Source organism: Agromyces albus (assembly GCF_004134825.1).
GTDB lineage: Bacteria > Actinomycetota > Actinomycetes > Actinomycetales > Microbacteriaceae > Agromyces > Agromyces albus.
The window spans coordinates 144,318-160,067 of sequence record NZ_SDPN01000001.1 but is presented as its reverse complement, the minus strand read 5'-3'; the positions used below and the strand labels follow the sequence as shown (position 1 = coordinate 160,067).

Annotated in this window: 17 protein-coding genes; 9 read left to right on the top strand and 8 right to left on the bottom strand. The window is 71.2% G+C overall.

Annotated elements, in window-relative coordinates; genetic code table 11:
- Positions 1–82: 82 nt before the first annotated feature.
- The 7 genes from hemQ (at position 83) to ESP51_RS00770 (ending at position 6,595) form a co-directional block, all read left to right on the top strand.
- On the top strand, positions 83–820 hold the full coding sequence (gene hemQ / locus ESP51_RS00800) for a hydrogen peroxide-dependent heme synthase (protein ID WP_129518975.1): 738 nt from the start codon (positions 83–85) through the stop codon (positions 818–820).
- The gene (locus tag ESP51_RS00795) at positions 820–1,896 is read left to right on the top strand and encodes a ferrochelatase (RefSeq protein WP_129518974.1); all 1,077 of its coding nucleotides are present in this window, start codon (positions 820–822) and stop codon (positions 1,894–1,896) included. Before hemQ ends, ESP51_RS00795 begins: the two co-directional genes overlap by 1 nt.
- Positions 1,893–2,846 (top strand): hydroxymethylbilane synthase, encoded by a 954-nt coding sequence (gene hemC / locus ESP51_RS00790; protein WP_129518973.1) that lies wholly within the window; start codon positions 1,893–1,895, stop codon positions 2,844–2,846. Before ESP51_RS00795 ends, hemC begins: the two co-directional genes overlap by 4 nt.
- Before the next feature lie 14 nt (positions 2,847–2,860).
- Positions 2,861–3,655 (top strand): uroporphyrinogen-III synthase, encoded by a 795-nt coding sequence (locus ESP51_RS00785; RefSeq protein ID WP_129519055.1) that lies wholly within the window; start codon positions 2,861–2,863, stop codon positions 3,653–3,655.
- Between the two features lie 50 nt (positions 3,656–3,705).
- Positions 3,706–4,704: a porphobilinogen synthase gene (gene hemB / locus ESP51_RS00780; protein WP_277871057.1), complete on the top strand. Its 999-nt coding sequence runs from the start codon at positions 3,706–3,708 to the stop codon at positions 4,702–4,704.
- 29 nt (positions 4,705–4,733) lie between these two features.
- Complete coding sequence (hemL, locus tag ESP51_RS00775) at positions 4,734–6,068, top strand: glutamate-1-semialdehyde 2,1-aminomutase (protein WP_206737138.1); 1,335 nt, start codon at positions 4,734–4,736, stop codon at positions 6,066–6,068.
- A 131-nt stretch (positions 6,069–6,199) separates the two neighbouring features.
- Positions 6,200–6,595 carry a hypothetical protein gene (locus ESP51_RS00770; RefSeq protein WP_129518971.1) on the top strand — a complete coding sequence of 132 codons (396 nt, stop codon included), beginning with the start codon at positions 6,200–6,202 and terminating at the stop codon, positions 6,593–6,595.
- Positions 6,596–6,632: 37 nt separating this feature from the next.
- Here ESP51_RS00770 and ESP51_RS00765 read toward each other — a convergent pair whose 3' ends face one another.
- Both ESP51_RS00765 and ESP51_RS00760 read right to left on the bottom strand, forming a co-directional pair.
- A complete protein-coding gene (locus ESP51_RS00765) occupies positions 6,633–7,013 on the bottom strand; it encodes a DUF1304 domain-containing protein (RefSeq protein ID WP_129518970.1) in 381 nt (126 codons plus the stop codon).
- 122 nt (positions 7,014–7,135) lie between these two features.
- A complete protein-coding gene (locus ESP51_RS00760) occupies positions 7,136–7,768 on the bottom strand; it encodes an FMN-dependent NADH-azoreductase (protein ID WP_129518969.1) in 633 nt (210 codons plus the stop codon).
- Between the two features lie 172 nt (positions 7,769–7,940).
- Between ESP51_RS00760 and ESP51_RS00755 the strand changes: the two genes are divergently transcribed.
- A complete protein-coding gene (locus ESP51_RS00755) occupies positions 7,941–8,330 on the top strand; it encodes a winged helix-turn-helix transcriptional regulator (protein WP_129518968.1) in 390 nt (129 codons plus the stop codon).
- Here the strand turns inward: ESP51_RS00755 and ESP51_RS00750 are convergent.
- From ESP51_RS00750 to ESP51_RS00725, 6 genes are all read right to left on the bottom strand, one after another.
- The gene (locus ESP51_RS00750) at positions 8,325–9,446 is read right to left on the bottom strand and encodes a winged helix DNA-binding domain-containing protein (protein ID WP_164990338.1); all 1,122 of its coding nucleotides are present in this window, start codon (positions 9,444–9,446) and stop codon (positions 8,325–8,327) included. The genes ESP51_RS00755 and ESP51_RS00750 overlap by 6 nt on opposite strands.
- Before the next feature lie 2 nt (positions 9,447–9,448).
- Positions 9,449–10,279: an ABC transporter permease subunit gene (locus ESP51_RS00745; protein WP_129518966.1), complete on the bottom strand. Its 831-nt coding sequence runs from the start codon at positions 10,277–10,279 to the stop codon at positions 9,449–9,451.
- Positions 10,280–11,176 carry an ABC transporter ATP-binding protein gene (locus ESP51_RS00740; RefSeq protein WP_129518965.1) on the bottom strand — a complete coding sequence of 299 codons (897 nt, stop codon included), beginning with the start codon at positions 11,174–11,176 and terminating at the stop codon, positions 10,280–10,282. It lies immediately after the preceding gene.
- A gap of 167 nt (positions 11,177–11,343) precedes the next feature.
- Entirely contained in the window at positions 11,344–12,117 is a 774-nt protein-coding gene (locus tag ESP51_RS00735) for an isocitrate lyase/PEP mutase family protein (protein WP_129518964.1), read from the bottom strand.
- 63 nt (positions 12,118–12,180) lie between these two features.
- Positions 12,181–13,392, bottom strand: a complete 1,212-nt coding sequence (locus ESP51_RS00730) for a cysteine desulfurase-like protein (protein WP_129518963.1) — start codon at positions 13,390–13,392, stop codon at positions 12,181–12,183.
- A 91-nt stretch (positions 13,393–13,483) separates the two neighbouring features.
- A complete protein-coding gene (locus tag ESP51_RS00725; protein WP_129518962.1) occupies positions 13,484–13,879 on the bottom strand; it encodes a hypothetical protein in 396 nt (131 codons plus the stop codon).
- Between the two features lie 196 nt (positions 13,880–14,075).
- On the opposite strand from ESP51_RS00725, the gene ESP51_RS20915 reads away from it, so the two are divergent.
- On the top strand, positions 14,076–15,731 hold the full coding sequence (locus ESP51_RS20915; protein WP_129518961.1) for a helix-turn-helix transcriptional regulator: 1,656 nt from the start codon (positions 14,076–14,078) through the stop codon (positions 15,729–15,731).
- The last annotated feature ends 19 nt before the right edge of the window (positions 15,732–15,750 follow it).

The window sequence follows — 15,750 nt, the reverse complement described above, 5'->3', positions numbered from 1 at the left end:
ATCCGTCCCCTGGCGTGTCTCTGCATCGATGCGTCTGCGTAGCGCTTTTGGCGGTACAGCGGGGAAGGGGGAGGATAGGAGCATGTCTTCCCCCGCTGCCGAAGCGGCAGCCGACGCGCTCCAGACCGATTCCGACGCCGAGCAGATTCTCGAGGGCTACACGGTATTCGCCGTGCTCCGTCGAGACCCCGTGCGACCCGACGACCTCGACGGACACGACGTGCCGCGCTTCGTCGACGAGCTCGACGGCGTGATCACGCTCGTCGAGAACGAGGGCATCACCCTGCGGGGCATCTACGACGTGTCGGGCCTCCGCTCCGACGCCGACGTGATGCTCTGGCTCCACGGCCCGACGGCCGAAGGGCTGCAGTGGGCGCTCCGCGAGCTGCGCCGCGCCCGGCTCCTGCGCGCGCTGCTCCCCACGTGGAACGCCATGGGCGTGCACCGCGACGCCGAGTTCAACAAGGCGCACGTGCCCGGGTTCCTGCGCGGCGTCGAGCCGAAGGGCTGGCTCACCGTCTACCCGTTCGTGCGCAGCTACGACTGGTACCTGCTCGAGCCTGATGAGCGCAGCCGCATGCTCGCCGAGCACGGCCGCAAGGGCGCCGCTTTCCGCGGGGTCGTCGCGAACACCGTCGCGTCGTTCGCGCTCGGCGACTACGAGTGGCTGCTGCCGCTCGAGGCCGACGAGCTCACCGACCTCGTCGACCTCATGCGCGACCTGCGCGCCACCGACGCACGCATGCACGTGCGCGAAGAGGTGCCGTTCTTCACCGGCCGCCGCATCTCGACGGCCGAGCTCGTGGAGGTGCTGCAGTAGTGACGCACTACGACGCGATCCTCCTGTCGAGCTTCGGCGGGCCCGAGGGCCAAGACGACGTGATCCCGTTCCTCCGCAACGTCACGGCCGGTCGCGGAATCCCCGACGATCGACTCGAAGAGGTCGCGCACCACTACCGCCACTTCGGCGGCGTGAGCCCGATCAACGAGCAGAACCGCCAGCTGAAGGCGGCGCTCGAAGCCGAGCTCGCCGCGCGCCACATCGACCTGCCCGTGTACTGGGGCAACCGCAACTGGGCGCCGTACTTCCGCGACGTCGTCGCCGAGGCCGAGGCGAACGGCCACACCGAGCTGCTCGGACTCGTCACGAGCGCCTACACCTCGTATTCGGGCGTCGGGCAGTACCGCGAAGACTTCGAGAAGGCCACCGCCGGCACGAGCGTCTCGATCGATCGCATCCGTGAGTTCTTCGATCACCCCGGGTTCGTGCAGCCGTTCGTCGAGGGGGTGACGGATGCCGCCGCCTCCCTCGTCGCGGCGGGCGTCGCGCCCGACCGCATCCACGTGCTCTACGTCACGCACTCCATCCCGACCGCCGCGGCCCTCGCCTCGGGTCCCGAGTTCGGCGACGGCGGCGCGTATGTGGCGCAGCACCTCGCCGTGGCATCCGTCATCAGCGAGGCCGCCGCGCCCGCCGCGCCGTGGTCGCTCGTCTACCAGTCGCGATCGGGCGACCCGCGAACCCCGTGGCTCGAGCCCGACATCAACGACGCGATCGGCGAGCTCGCCGCCGGCGGGGGCGCCGACGCCGTCGTGATCGTGCCGTTCGGGTTCGTGAGCGACCACATGGAGGTCATGTGGGACCTCGACAACGAAGCGGTCGCGACAGCCGGCGAACACGGACTCGAAGTGCGCCGCGTGCCCACACCCGGCGTGCACCCGGCATTCGTGGGCGGCCTCGTCGACCTCGTGCTCGAACGCGTCGACGACGTGCCGGCCGACGAGCGACCGCACCTCACCAGCCTCGGCCCCTGGCCCGACCATGCGCGTGTCACCAGCGGGGCGGTCGTCCCGTCCGACGCCGCGGTGCCGGCAGTGGAGGCGACGACTCGATGACCGCGGTCATCCGGGTGGGCACCAGGGCGAGCGCCCTGGCGATGGCCCAGACGCGCCAGATCGCCGATCGGCTTGCGAAGGCCACGGGCGCCGAGATCGAGCTCGTGCCGGTCACGACCGAGGGCGACACCTCGCGGGCGTCGCTCTCGTCGCTCGGCGGCACCGGCGTCTTCGCCGCCGCGCTCCGTGAAGCGCTCATCGCCGGCGAGTGCGACGTCGTCGTGCACTCCCTGAAAGACCTCCCGACGGCCGACCACCCGCAGCTCCGGCTCGGTGCGGTGCCGAAGCGCGCCGACGCCCGCGACGCCCTCTGTGCGCGCGACGGGCTGACGCTCGAGACCCTCCCCGCCGGTGCGCGCATCGGCACGGGTTCGCCGCGGCGCATCGCCCAGCTCGCCGCGGCCCGGCCCGACGTGGTCGCCGTCGACATCCGCGGCAACATCGACACCCGCCTCGGCAAGGTCGAGACCGGTGAGCTCGACGCGGTCGTGCTCGCCGCCGCCGGGCTTGGCCGGCTCGGGCGCATGGAGGCGGTGACCGAGCTCTTCGAGCTCAGCGACTGGCCCACCGCGCCGGGTCAGGGCGCCCTCGCGATCGAGGTGCGCCGTGAGCGCGGAGACCGCCAGCTCGAACTCGCACTCGACTCGATCGACCACGGCACGAGCCGTGCCACGGTGCTCGCCGAACGGCTCGTGCTCGCGGGCCTCGAGGCGGGTTGCACCGCCCCGGTGGGCGCGACCGCCTTTGTGGATGGGGAACTTCTGTTCCTGACGGCGACCGTGTACAGTGCCGACGGGACGCGGCAGCTCACGAGCTCGCACGCGGCCACCCCCGACAGCCGCTCGGCCGCCGATTTGGCGGATGCGGCACGCGACGTCGCCGAACGGGCCGTCGCAGAACTCCTCGGCAACGGCGCCGCCGAACTCGCACCACCTGAGGAGTCGCAGTGAGCGAATTCGAGCCGATGACCGGCGCGATCAATCTGCCTTCGGGCGGGGGCAAGCCCCTGGCCGGATGGCGAGTGCTCGTCCCGCGCGGCGGGCCTTGGGGCGACGGAGTCGCAGCGGCCCTTCGTGCGCGCGGCGCAACACCCATCGTGGCCCCGCTCATCAACTTCGCGCCGACCGACGACCAGCCCGCCCTCGAGGCGGCGCTCGCGAAGCTCGCCGCCGGCGGCTTCGACTGGCTCACGGTCACGAGCGCGACGACGGTCGACGTGCTGTCGTCGTACGGCGCGGTGATCCCCGAAGCGACCAAGGTCGCCGCCGTCGGTGAGACCACGGCCGCCGCACTCCTCGCCGCCGGCTACCACGTCGACATCGTGCCGGCCGAAGACAACTCGGCACAGGGCCTGCTCGAGGAGTGGGAGGCCGCGACCGGCGGCGTCACCCCGCTCCGGATTCTGGCGCTCCGTTCGGCGATCGCGAAGCAAGTGCTCTCCCTCGGCCTGGCTCGCGCCGGGCACCACGTCGAGGCCGTCGTCGCCTACCGCACCGTGGGTGTGCCGGTGGCGTCGAAGGTTGCAGCCGACGTTCGGGCCGGCCGCGTGAACGCCGTGCTCGTGACGTCCGGCAGCGTGGCCGAGCAGGTGCAGCAGCAACTCGGGCCGATTCCCGAGTCGATCCTCGTCGCGGCGATCGGCCCGCAGACGCAGCGCGACGCTGCCGAGCTCGGCCTTCGCGTCGACGTCGTCGCGCGCGAGCGCACCGCCGAGTCCCTCATCGATGCCGTCGTGACGGCGGCGACGGCGAACGCCTGACCGCTCGCTCGACGCTCGGGTCGCCGGTGCCGCACCGTAGGCTTGGTCGTGTGAGTCCCACGCCCGCTCCCCGCGACCGTCCGCGCCGCCTTCGTGACACCCCCGCCATGCGGCGGCTCGTCTCCGAGACCCGGCTCGACCCCGCCGACCTCGTGCTCCCGATCTTCGTGCGCGAGGGCGCCGCGGCACCGCTGCCGATCGCCTCGATGCCGGGGGTCGTGCAGCACAGCCTCGAGAGCCTGCCTGGCGCGGTGACGGATGCCGCGGCGGCCGGACTCGGCGGCGTCATGCTCTTCGGCGTGCCAGAGCAGCGCGACGCCCGCGGCTCGGGCGCGACCGACCCCGAGGGCATCCTCAACGTCGCCACGCGAGTCGCCGCCGATGCGGCCGACGGGGCACTCGTCGTGCAGACCGACCTCTGCCTCGACGAGTTCACCGATCACGGCCACTGCGGCGTGCTCGACATGCTCGGGCGGGTCGACAACGACGCCACGCTCGAGCGCTACCAGGAGATGGCGATCGTGCAGGCGGCATCCGGATCCCAGCTCCTCGGCCTCTCGGGCATGATGGACGGCCAGGTCGCCGCGGTGCGCGAGGCGCTCGACGGCAGCGGGTTCTCGAACACGCCGATCCTCGCCTACTCGGCCAAGTACGCGTCGGCGTTCTACGGCCCGTTCCGTGACGCGATCGAGTCGACGCTCGAGGGCGACCGCCGCACCTACCAGCTCGACCCCGGTAACCGCCGTGAGGGGTTGCGCGAGGCGCTCATCGATATCGACGAGGGCGCCGACATCGTCATGGTCAAGCCCGCGGGCAGCTACCTCGACGTGCTCGCCGACATCTCGGCCGCGAGCGTCGTGCCCGTCTGGGCGTACCAGGTGTCGGGCGAGTACGCGATGATCGAGGCCGCCGCAGCGCACGGCTGGATCGACCGCAAGCGCGCCGTGATCGAGACCGTGCGCGGCATCCGTCGCGCCGGCGCCGATGCCGTGCTCACGTACTGGGCCCTCGAACTGGCCGACTGGATCCGGAAGGGAGACCTCGCGTGAGCGCCGAGGGTTTCGAGACGCCTGCTTCTATGGCCACTCAACCGGCGGAAGTGACGAACGCCGGGCTCTTCGCCCGCGCCCAGGCAGCGATCCCCGGTGGCGTCAACTCGCCCGTGCGGGCGTTCCGCTCGGTCGGCGGCACGCCGCGCTTCCTCGTCTCGGCGCGGGGCCCGTACGTCACCGACGCCGAGGGCCGTGAGTACGTCGACCTCGTCGCCGGCTGGGGCCCCGCGATCCTCGGGCACGCCGACCCCAGGGTCGTCGAGGCGGTGACGGATGCCGCGGCACGTGGTCTCTCGTTCGGCTCCTCCACGCCCGCCGAGACCGAACTCGCCGAGCTCGTCGAGGAACGCATCGCCCCCGTCGAGAAGCTGCGCCTCGTCTCGACGGGCACTGAGGCGACGATGAGCGCCATCCGTCTCGCTCGCGGATTCACCGGCCGCGATCTGCTCGTGAAGTTCTCCGGTCACTACCACGGCCACTCCGACGGACTGCTCGCCGAGGCCGGCTCGGGCCTCGCGACCTTCGCGCTGCCCGGCTCGGCCGGAGTGCCCCGCGAGATCGCCGCGCTCACCCTCGTGGCGCCCTACAACGACCTCGACGCCCTGCGCGCCGTCTTCGCCGAGCACGGCGACCGCATCGCCGCCGTCATCACCGAGGCTGCCGCGGCGAACATGGGCGTCGTGCCGCCGCTTCCCGGCTTCAACCGCGCGCTCGTCGACCTCGCCCATGCGCACGGCGCGCTCGTCATCTCCGACGAGGTGCTCACGGGCTTCCGCGTCTCGGCCGCCGGCTGGTGGGGGCTCGAGAACGGCACCGATTCCGCCTACACCCCCGACCTCCTGACCTTCGGCAAGGTCATCGGTGGCGGAATGCCCGTCGCCGCGCTCGGCGGCCGCACCGAGATCATGGACCAGCTCGCGCCGCTCGGGCCGGTCTACCAAGCGGGCACCCTCTCGGGCAACCCCGTCGCGGTCGCGGCGGGCATCGCAACGCTCAGGGCAGCGGATGCCGCGGTGTACGAGCAGCTCGACGCCACTGCCGCGACGATCAGCGACGCGGTCTCCGCAGCGCTCACCGCAGAAGGCGTCGCGCACCGTACGCAGCACGCCGGCAACCTCTTCAGCTTCGTGTTCGGCGAGGCGGTCGCCGGGGGAGTGCACGACTACGCCGGCGTGCTGCGCCAGGAGTCGTGGCGGTACTCGCCGTTCTTCCACGCGATGCTCGAGGCGGGGGTCTCCCTGCCGCCGAGCGTGTTCGAGGCGTGGTTCGTCACGGCGGCGCACGACGAGGCCGCGATCGGCCGCGTGCTCGACGCGCTGCCGGGGGCGGCTCGCGCCGCGGCATCCGCTCGCCCTGCCTGATCGGGCTTGCGGCATCCGCTCACCGGGCGTAACCGGTTGAGGTGGTGCCGCAAGGAATCGTGCATGAATCGTTTGCGGGTTTGTCGGGCATCGACACCACGGCGGGCCGCCGACTCGGGCAGGATGGAACCATGGCCCACCTCCGCGTGCACACCGACCGGATCGAGGTTCACCTCACTCCGGCCGAGAAGTCGCTCGCGCTGCGCGCCGATGACATCGTGGTGCAGCGTGATGACATCAAGTCGGCCACGATCACCGACGACCCGTGGATCTGGATCCGCGGCATCCGCGTACGCGGCTCGGCGATCCCGCTCGTCGTCGCGGTGGGCGTCTGGAAATACCACGGCGGCAGCGATTTCGTGATCGCCAAGGGCAAGCGGCCCGCCGTCGTGATCGAGCTCGCCGCGGGCGAGTTCACGCGGCTCATCGTGAGCACCAATCACGCCGGTGCGCTCATCGACCGCCTGAAGCTCAACTCGCCGCCGCCGGCGGCACCCGACGGCGACGCCGAAACCGAAGCCGACTGAGCCGGCGTCTCAGCGCCCGCGCGGCCGGCAGCCCGGCTCAGGTGAAGAGGAACAGTACGAAGCCGATGAGCGGCAGCGTGCCCTGGATGAGCGCGGGCTTCAGGTAGCCGCGCCCGGTCGTGATGAGCACCGCAGCGGCGAGCACCATGCACCCCGTCGTGAAGAGCACGAGCGCCTTCCCGACCGAGTCGGCTCCCGTCCAGAACAGGATGAGCCCGAGGGCTGCGCCGAGCCCGAGGAACAGGTTGTAGAACCCCTGGTTGTAGGCCATGGGCTTCGTCACATCGGCGCTCGCCTGGTCGGCGACGCCGAACCGCTTCCACGTGGCGGGCTTCGCCCACAGCACGCTCTCGAGCAGGAAGATGTAGCCGTGCAGGAGCGCGGCGAGGGCGACGATGATGCTCGCGATGACGGCCATGCCGCGATCGTATCGAGCGGCTCGATGCACTACTCCGGAGATACCGTGCGACACGCCGCGCGACTCGGTCGGCTCGCCGGCGCGTCGGTACGCGTCTCCGGAGTTGTGACGTCATTCGACGATCACGCCGCGAATCGCCGCGCGGCCGTCACGGTCGCGTCGATCGCCGCGCGGCGCGTGCCCTCGACGTCGGCATTGACGACGGTCGGCCCGTATCGCACCTCGTGCACGTCGGCGATGCCGATGAACTCCAGCCAGTCCCGGAAGAAGGTGGTCGTGAAGTCGGCGCCGAACGACGGCGGCCGCCCGTCGGCGTACACGCCGCTCGTGTAGACCACGAACGCCCGCTTCCCCTCCAGGAGGCCGCGGTAGCCGTGCTCGGGATCGAAGGCGAACGTCCAGCCGGGCTGGGTGATCACGTCGACGAGCTGCTTCAGTGCGTACGGCACGCCGGCGTTCCAGAAGGGCACATTGAACACGTAGACGTCGGCCGCGGCGAACCGATCGAACACCGCGCGGGCGTCGTCCCAGGCGCGGCGCTCCTCGGTCGTCTGGTCCTGGCCGGCGAAGACCGCCATCTTCGCGCCCGCGGCAACCGTGCCGAACTCCGGAAGCGAGCCGTCGAAGACATCGAGCCGGTCCACGGTCAGGCCATCGTCGGTCGCCTCGAGCTCAGTGATGAAGCGGGTCGCCAGCTCGAGCGAGCGGCTGGCGTCGCCCCGGGCGGATGCGTTGACGTGCAGCAGGTGAGTCATGGGTTTCCTCTGGTGAAGCGGATGTCGCGGACCTCTCGCCGCCAGGCCCGGAATGGTTCGGGCCGCGCGGCGGTTTCGATACTCACAGCGCTGCGGCATCCGCAACAGCAGGCACTTCGAAGTGCCGTCGGGTGCTGAAGGTGCCCACCCCGACCGAGATCATGGAGGACGAGTGACCCTCACCGCCGACCAGAGGCGCGCCGTCGCGAAGAACGCCTACGCGGACTACTTGGCCGAGTGTCCCTCGCGCCAGGTGCTCGAGATCCTCGCCACGAAGTGGACGACGCTTGTGCTGCTCGAGTTGTCGGGGCATCCGCTGCGCCACTCCGAACTGCGCACACGGATACCCGGGGCCAGCCAGAAGATGCTCACCGAGACGCTGCGGCTGCTCGAGCGCGACGGCATCGTCGGTCGCGAGGTGAAGCAGGTGTACCCGGCGCACGTCGAGTACTCGCTCAGCGCGCTGGGCGAGAGCCTGATGCCGATCGTGTGGCACATGAAGGACTGGGCCGACGCCAACATGGCCGAGGTGAAGCACCGCCGGATGATCAGCGCCTCATGAGTTCCGGTCGACGGTGACGGGCAGGCCGAGGAACCGTTCGAGCTCGGCGACGGATGCCGCGAGCGAGCGCTCCTCGGCAGGTGAGAACGTGCGCCACGGCACGATGCGCACCACCGCATGCTTCGCGTTCACGACCGGCGCCCACCGGCCGCACATGACCCCGCCGATCATGAGCGCGTGCAGCGGGAACTCTGCACCCACGGGGGCCGGCCGCTCCGGCGACTGCAGGTACGCGCGGGGCGCCGCGTAGCCCATGATGTATTCGTCGTAGGCCTGCAGCAGGTCGACGCGGTCGGTGTCGCTGTCGGTCGCCGAGGCTGCCGCCGCGGCATCCGGCACCGTCGAGGTATCCAGCCACTGGGCCGCGCCGTCGACGTCGACGGTCGTTATGCGTCCGTCGCTTCGGTCGGCGGCGTCGGCGAACGCCTGTCGTGCGTCGCCGAGCGTGAAGCCCGACCAGGCCGCGAAGTCGCGCTCGTTCGCCGGCCCACGTGAGCCGATGAAGCGCTCGGCGAGCTCGGCGAGCGCCTCGTCACGCGGCTTGGGCGCCGAAGCCGGCACCCGTTCGTCGAACGCCGCGTAGGTGCGCTGCTTGCCGACGTTCGCGCCGCTGATCGCGACGCGTTCGAGCTCGGCGAGCATGAGCAGGTAGCCGAAGGCGAGGCCCGCCATGGGCGACCCGGCCTCGTCGAGCGCCGCCGTCAGTTGCGCCCGGGTGCGGTGTCCGCCTTCGAGTGCGCGGGCCACGACATCGAGGCCGCGAGCGGCCGCTTCACCTTCGAGACCGACCCGGCGGTAGTACGTCGCGTTCAGCCGGTGCACGCGATCTGCCGAGAGCTCGAGCAGCCACCTGGCATCCGCGGGGCTCACGAAATGCCACGTCGGTCGCAGCACGTGCGTGCGCAGGATCTCGCCGCGGTCGATCGAGGCGGCGACGGATGCCGCGTCGGGGCGGTGCTCGGAGCGCACCCGCGCCGCGAGGCCCCACTGGGCCGGCACGAACTCCTGCGACTGCACGGCGACGAAGCGCTCGACGACCTCGGGCGCCGAGGCGGCGACCGGCTCGCGCACTCCCTGCACGTGGAGCCGCAACTGCCGGAGCCTTGCCAGGTCCACGCCTACGACACGTCCCCTCGCCAGGTGGTCGCCGCCCCGATGAACGTCGCGACCACGGCGATGCCGAGCAGCACGACCCCGCCCTGCCACCACTCGAGGGCGGCTGCGGCACCGAGCGAGGCGATGTTGTAGAACGACGCCCCGACGAGGGCGTCGCTCGCGGCACCCGGCAGGAACTTGCCGATGTTCGCGGTGACCTCGTTGAGCGAGGCCGTGAACCGAAGGATCGGCTCGACGAACTGGGTGAACGCGATGACGATGACGATCGCGGCCACCTGGTTGGGCACGAGCGCGCCGAGCCCGACGCCGATCGCGCCCCAGAGCGCCATCGCGAGCACGCCGCGTCCGATGAGCGCCCAGGTGTCGGGGTCGTCGAGGCCCGTGTCGAGGCCGAAGCCCGCGAGGGCAGCCGCTCCGGTGCCGACCGAGACGGCGAACGCGATCACGCCGAGCCCTGCACCCATCGCAAGCTGCGAGAGGAACTTCGCGGTGAGCACGGTCGTGCGGTGCGGCTCGGCGAGGAACGTGGGCGTGAGGGTCTTGTGCCGGAACTCGCCCGTGACGGCGAGCGCGCCGAGGAGCACCGGGAAGACGTAGCCGATCGATGTCGCGAAGCTGTAGACGAGCGGGGCGATGTCGAGCCCCGGCGGGATGGCCGTGCCACCGCCCGCGGAGGCCGCGGCATCCGGATTCTCACTCGCCCAGCCGAGAAAGGCGCCGAACCCGCCCGACATGAGGGCGACATAGCCGGCGAGCAGGAGAGCGAGCAGCCACCACATGCGCGTGGTGAAGACCTTCTGGAACTCGGAGGCGATCGCGCGGAGGAACGACATCTACTGCTCACCCCCACCGACGAGCGAGAGGAACGACTCTTCGAGCCCCGATTTCAGCCGGTGCAGGGTGTTCAGCTCGACACCGCCGAGGAACGCCGCGTGGCCGACGCGGCCCGGGTCGGGCTCGTTGACGATGAAGCCGTTGCGACCCTCGGTGTACTCGAGGCCCGCTTCGTCGAGCGCGGCGGAGAGCGCCTCGCGGTCGGGTGAGTCGGCGATCGTGCGCGGGGCCGCGTCGAGCTCGAGGCTCACGAGCGTGCCGCTCTTCACGAGCCTGCCCTTCGAGATGATGATGACCTCGTCGACGCTCTGCTGCACCTCGCTCAGGAGGTGCGAACTCACGAGCACCGTGCGGCCCTCGTGGGCGAGGTTCTGCAGGAAGCCGCGGATCCACTTGATGCCCTCGGGGTCGAGGCCGTTGATCGGCTCGTCGAGCACGAACACGCCGGGGTCGCCGAGCAGCGTGTAGGCGAGCGCGAGTCGCTGGCGCATGCCGAGCGAGTACCCGCCGACCCGCCGGTCGGCGAACTCGGTCATGCCCACTTGCTCGAGCACCACCGGAACTCTCGCTTTCGAAAGACCGGTCGCGGTCGCGTACACCTTGAGGTGGTCGCGAGCCGTGCGGCCCGGATGGAAGTTCGCGTCGAGCGCGGCGCCCACCGTCTCGAGCGGCCGGGGCAGCGCTGCATAAGGCGTGCCGCCGAACGTCGCGGTGCCGGCACTCGGATGCACGAGCCCGAGCAGCACGCGCAGCGTCGTGGTCTTGCCGGCGCCGTTCGGGCCGAGGAAGCCGGTGACCCGCCCGGGATGCACCGTGAACGTCAGGTCGTCGACCGCGACGACCTGACCGAAGTGCTTGCTGAGACCGGTGATCTCGATGGGGATGCCGCTCTGCATGCGCTCTCCTCCTGTCGGGGGCGAGCAGGGCCGCGCTGGGTCGCACCCCCGCACGACCCGACGGCCGGAACCGCCATACGGCTCACCCTAGCGACCGCGGCCGGTTCGGGGCATCCCTCGCGCGGGGGATTCGCGCATGGTCCCAGATGCGCGGCCCAGATGATGGCTCAGTTGAGCGCGCGGATGCCGCTGGGCAGCACGCCCCCGGCGTAGAGCTCGGCCGCGAGGTCCTGCAGGGCACCGAGCGCGACGCGCTGCGTGGTGGGGCCGTACGACAACCGGGCGACGCCGAGCTCGGCGAGCCTCGCGGGAGTGGGCACGCCCGGCAGCCCGATGAGGCTCACCCGGAACGCACCGATGCCGTCGACGAGCTCGACGACTTCGTCTTCGCCGAAGATGCCGGGAACGAAGACGCACGTCGCGCCCGCGTCGAGGTAGGCGCGGCCGCGCTCGATCGCGTCGGCGATCCACACCTCTCGGGGGCGGTCGTTGCCGCGGAGGAACGCGTCGGTGCGGGCGTTCAGTGCGAAGGGCACGCCCTCGGCGTCGGCGGCGGCGACCGCTGCCTCGACGGCCGCGACCGACTCGGCGAGCGGCTTGAGCTCATCTTCGAGGTTGGCGCCCGCGATGCCCTCGCCGATCGCACGGCGCACGGTCTCGCCGGGGTCGCCGTAGCCGGCCTCGAGGTCGGCGCTCACGGGCACGTCGACGGCGCGCGCGATGCGGCCCGCCATGTCGAGCATGATCTCGACCGGGATCTGCTCGCCGTCGGGGTAGCCGAACGTCGACGCGATCGAGTGGCTCGCCGTGGCGAGCGCCCGGGTCTCGGGGAGGCTGGCGACGGCTTTCGCGCTCACGACGTCCCACACGTTCACCACCTGAAGGAGCTCGGGGGCGGTGTGCAGGCGGCGGAGTTCGGCGGCGGTGTCGGCGAGAGTCATCCGTTCAGCCTATGACCGCTCAGCCGATGATTCGCTCGACCTCTGGGCTTTCAGCCTCGACTCTCAGCCGAGCGCGTCGGCGAGACCGGCCAGCAGCCGCTCGACGTCGCCGGCGTCGGAGTAGGGCGCGAGTCCCATGCGCAAGCCGCCGGCGTCGCCGAACCCGAGGTGCCGCGAGGCCTCGAGCGCGTAGAAGCTGCCGCTCGGTGCGAGCACCTGCCGCGAGGCGAGCGCCGCCGTGAGAGTGGATGCCGCGTGGCCGTCGAACGTCGCGAGCAGCGTGGGCGTGCGGCGCGCCGCCCGCGACCAGGTCGTCGCGCCGGGCAGCGCCGAGATGCCCGCCTCGAGCTGTTCGAGCAGCGCGGACTCGTGCTCGCGCAGCGCCTCGAACGACGCGACGAGCCGGTCGCGGCGGGAGCTCGCGGCATCCGTCGTCTCGGGGTCGAGCGAAGCGAGCATGTCGACGGCCGCCGTGACGCCCGCGAGCTGTTCGTAGGGGAGGGTGCCGAACTCGAATCGCTCGGGCACGACATTCGTGGCCGGCAGCAGCTTGTCGGGGGAGATCGTGTCGAGCAACTCGGGCCGGGCGACGAGCACTCCGCAGTGCGGGCCGAGGAACTTGTAGGGCGAGCACGTGAAGAAGTCGGCGCCGAGCGCGACGACATCGGGCAGCTCATGCGCTGCGTAGTGCACGCCGTCGACGAAGAGCAGCGCCTCGGCGTCGTGCACCGCGGCTGCGATCGCGGGGATGTCGGGCATCGTGCCGATGAGGTTCGAGGCCGCCGTGACCGCGACCAGGCGAGTGCGGTCGGTGAGCGCCGCCGTCACGGCATCCGTCGACAGCTCGCCCGTGGCGGGGTCGAAGTCGACCCAGCGCACCCTCGCCCCTGCCCGCTCGGCCGCGTGCACCCACGGGCGGATGTTCGCGTCGTGGTCGAGCCGCGTGACCACGACCTCGTCGCCCGGCCCCCACTCTCGCGAGAGGTGCCGCGAGAAGTCATAGGTGAGCTGCGTCGCGCTGCGCCCGTGCACGATGCCGCGCGGGTGGGCGTTCACGAGGTCGGCCATCGCGAGCCGGAACCCGTGCACCGCCGCTTCGGCGCGTTCCTCGGATACGCCGATCGTGCCGCGGTTCGAGAGCGGACCGGTGAGCACGGATGCCACGGCGTCGCCCACCGCCCGCGGAGTCTGCGTGCCGCCCGGTCCGTCGAAGTGCGCCCACCCGCTCTCGAGCGAGGGGAACTCCGAACGGATGCGCGACACGTCGTAGGCCATGCGGACGAGCCTAGAACAGGCGCCGCTTCCGCCGAAGGCCTCGGCGGAAGCGACGGGCGGCGGGTTGCGGGCGCTCGCACGTGTGCCGGGTTCACACGCGCGGGAGCCGCTCGAAGCCCGTGAACGCCTGCCTCACGGTGAGGGCGTCACCGTCGGTGCGCCCCATCTCCCGCACCATGTCGAGCACCGGGCCGCGTGCGACCCCGTAGACCTGGAACCGGCTCTTCGGCTCGAGGAGATCGCGGTATGCGACGGTGACGTGCTCGGTGATGACCGACATGTGGTGGGCCATGGACTCGGCGTCGGGGTGGATCTGCACCACGGTGACCTCGTTGGCCGGAGCGTCGGCGTAGCCGTGGAACGACAGCAGCCTGGGCTCGTTGGGCTCGACGACGGTCTTGCAGAAGTCGATGAAGTACTCCTGGAACTCCTCGAGCTTGCCTTCGCGAGCGCGGTGCGTTCCGATGAAGATGAACGGCTCGGACATGATGGCCTCCTTGTCGGGATGGGCCCCGTGTTCGGGGCGATGCGCTCATCGTGCGCCGTGGCGCCTGCATGCGACATCCGCAGAACGCGCCGTTCCTGACCGGGCGGATGGGTACTTCGCGCCGGGTGCACGTGCGGGCGCAAGGGCGGGCGCTCGGGCGGCACCGGTGGGATGATCGAATTCGGGAGGGAACTCCATGGAGGACGTCGCAGCCCTCGTGATCCACGCCCGAGACCTGCATCGGCAGTCCCGGTGGGCGGAGGCCTGCGACGAATTCCTGCTCGCCGACCACGCCGAGCCTCTCGGCGTCGACGACCTAGAACTCCTCGCCGAGAGCGCCCAGATCCTCGGGCGCGGCGATGACGCGGTTCGCGCCCTCGAGCGGGTCTACCATGCGCGCGTCAGCGCCGGCGAGCTCGACGCCGCGGTGACCGCTGGGTTCTGGCTGTGGCAGGCACTGATACTGGACGGCGAGTTCGCGCGAGCGGGCGGCTGGGCGGCCCGGGTGCGACAGATGGTGGCGGAGCATCCCGAAGGTCATGAACAGGGGTGGCTGCTCATCACGCAGGCCTACGGCCAGGTGGCTGCGGGGGAGTACGAGGATGCGGTCGGGCTCGCGCGGCGCGCGGCGGAGCTCGGTGCACGGCAGGGAGTGGTCGACCTCTTCGCGTTCGCCACGACGATCTGCGGCCGCGCCCTGCTCAAGGCGGGCCGGCTCGAAGAGGGACTGGGCCGCATGGACGAGGGCATGCTGTCGGTCACCGAGGGGGCCACGTCACCACGCGTGACGAGCATGCTGTACTGCTCCGCGATCGCGACGTGCCACGAAGCGCTCGAGCTGGGCCGGGTCAGGGAGTGGGGTCGGTCCCTCGACGGATGGCTCAACACACTGCCCCCGCTTCACGGCGCGTACTTCGGCAACTGCCGCATCTACCGCTCCCTGCTCCTGCGGCTGCAGGGCTCGTGGCACGCGGCCGTCGAGGAGCTCGACGACGTGTGCATCGAACTCGCGGAGGGCTACGGCCGCCGCGTGGTCGGCCACGCGTACTACCACCTCGCCGAGATGCATCGGCTGCTCGGAGACGTTGCTGAGGCCGAGGACGCCTACCGCCGTGCGAGCGACTACGGGGAGCCGATCCAGCCGGGCCTCGCGCTGCTGCGGCTCGCCCAGGGTGAGGTCGGCACGGCCGTCACGGGGATGCGGCGTGCGCTCGCAGAGGCCGGGAGCGACCTCGACCGATGCCGGCTCCTCCCCGACCTGGTGACGGCATTGCTGGCGGCCGGAGAGGTCGAGGAGGCCAAGCGCGCACTCGATGAACTCGTCATGGTCGCCGACGGCTTTCCCACCGCGGCGATGCGTGCGGAGCTCGCGTTCGCCCGGGCGGGTGTTGCGTTGGCCGAAGCACGCGCCGCCGACGCGCTGCCCCTGCTGCGGGCCGCAGCCACGACGTGGCGCGACCTCGATGCGCCCTACGAGACAGCCAAGGCGTCGGTGCTCATCGCGGCCGCCTGCCGCGACCTCTCCGACGAGGAGGCCGCCGTGTTCGAATTGCGCTCGGCCGCCGAGACGTTCGCCCGGCTCGGGGCGCTGCCTGACCTGCACCGAGTCGAGCGCCTCCTTGCACCGGGCGAAGGTGCAGGGACGCACGGGCTGAGTGCTCGCGAGATGGAAGTGCTCCGCCTCGTGGCGAACGGGAAGACGAACCATGCGATCGCATCCGAGCTGTTCCTGAGCGAACGCACCGTGGACCGCCACGTCAGCAACATCTTCGACAAGCTCGGCGTGCGCTCGCGCACCGCAGCGGCGACGTACGCCATCGAGCACCACCTGTTCGTCACGGGCCTCCTCTGATCCTCTGACATCGAGGCCG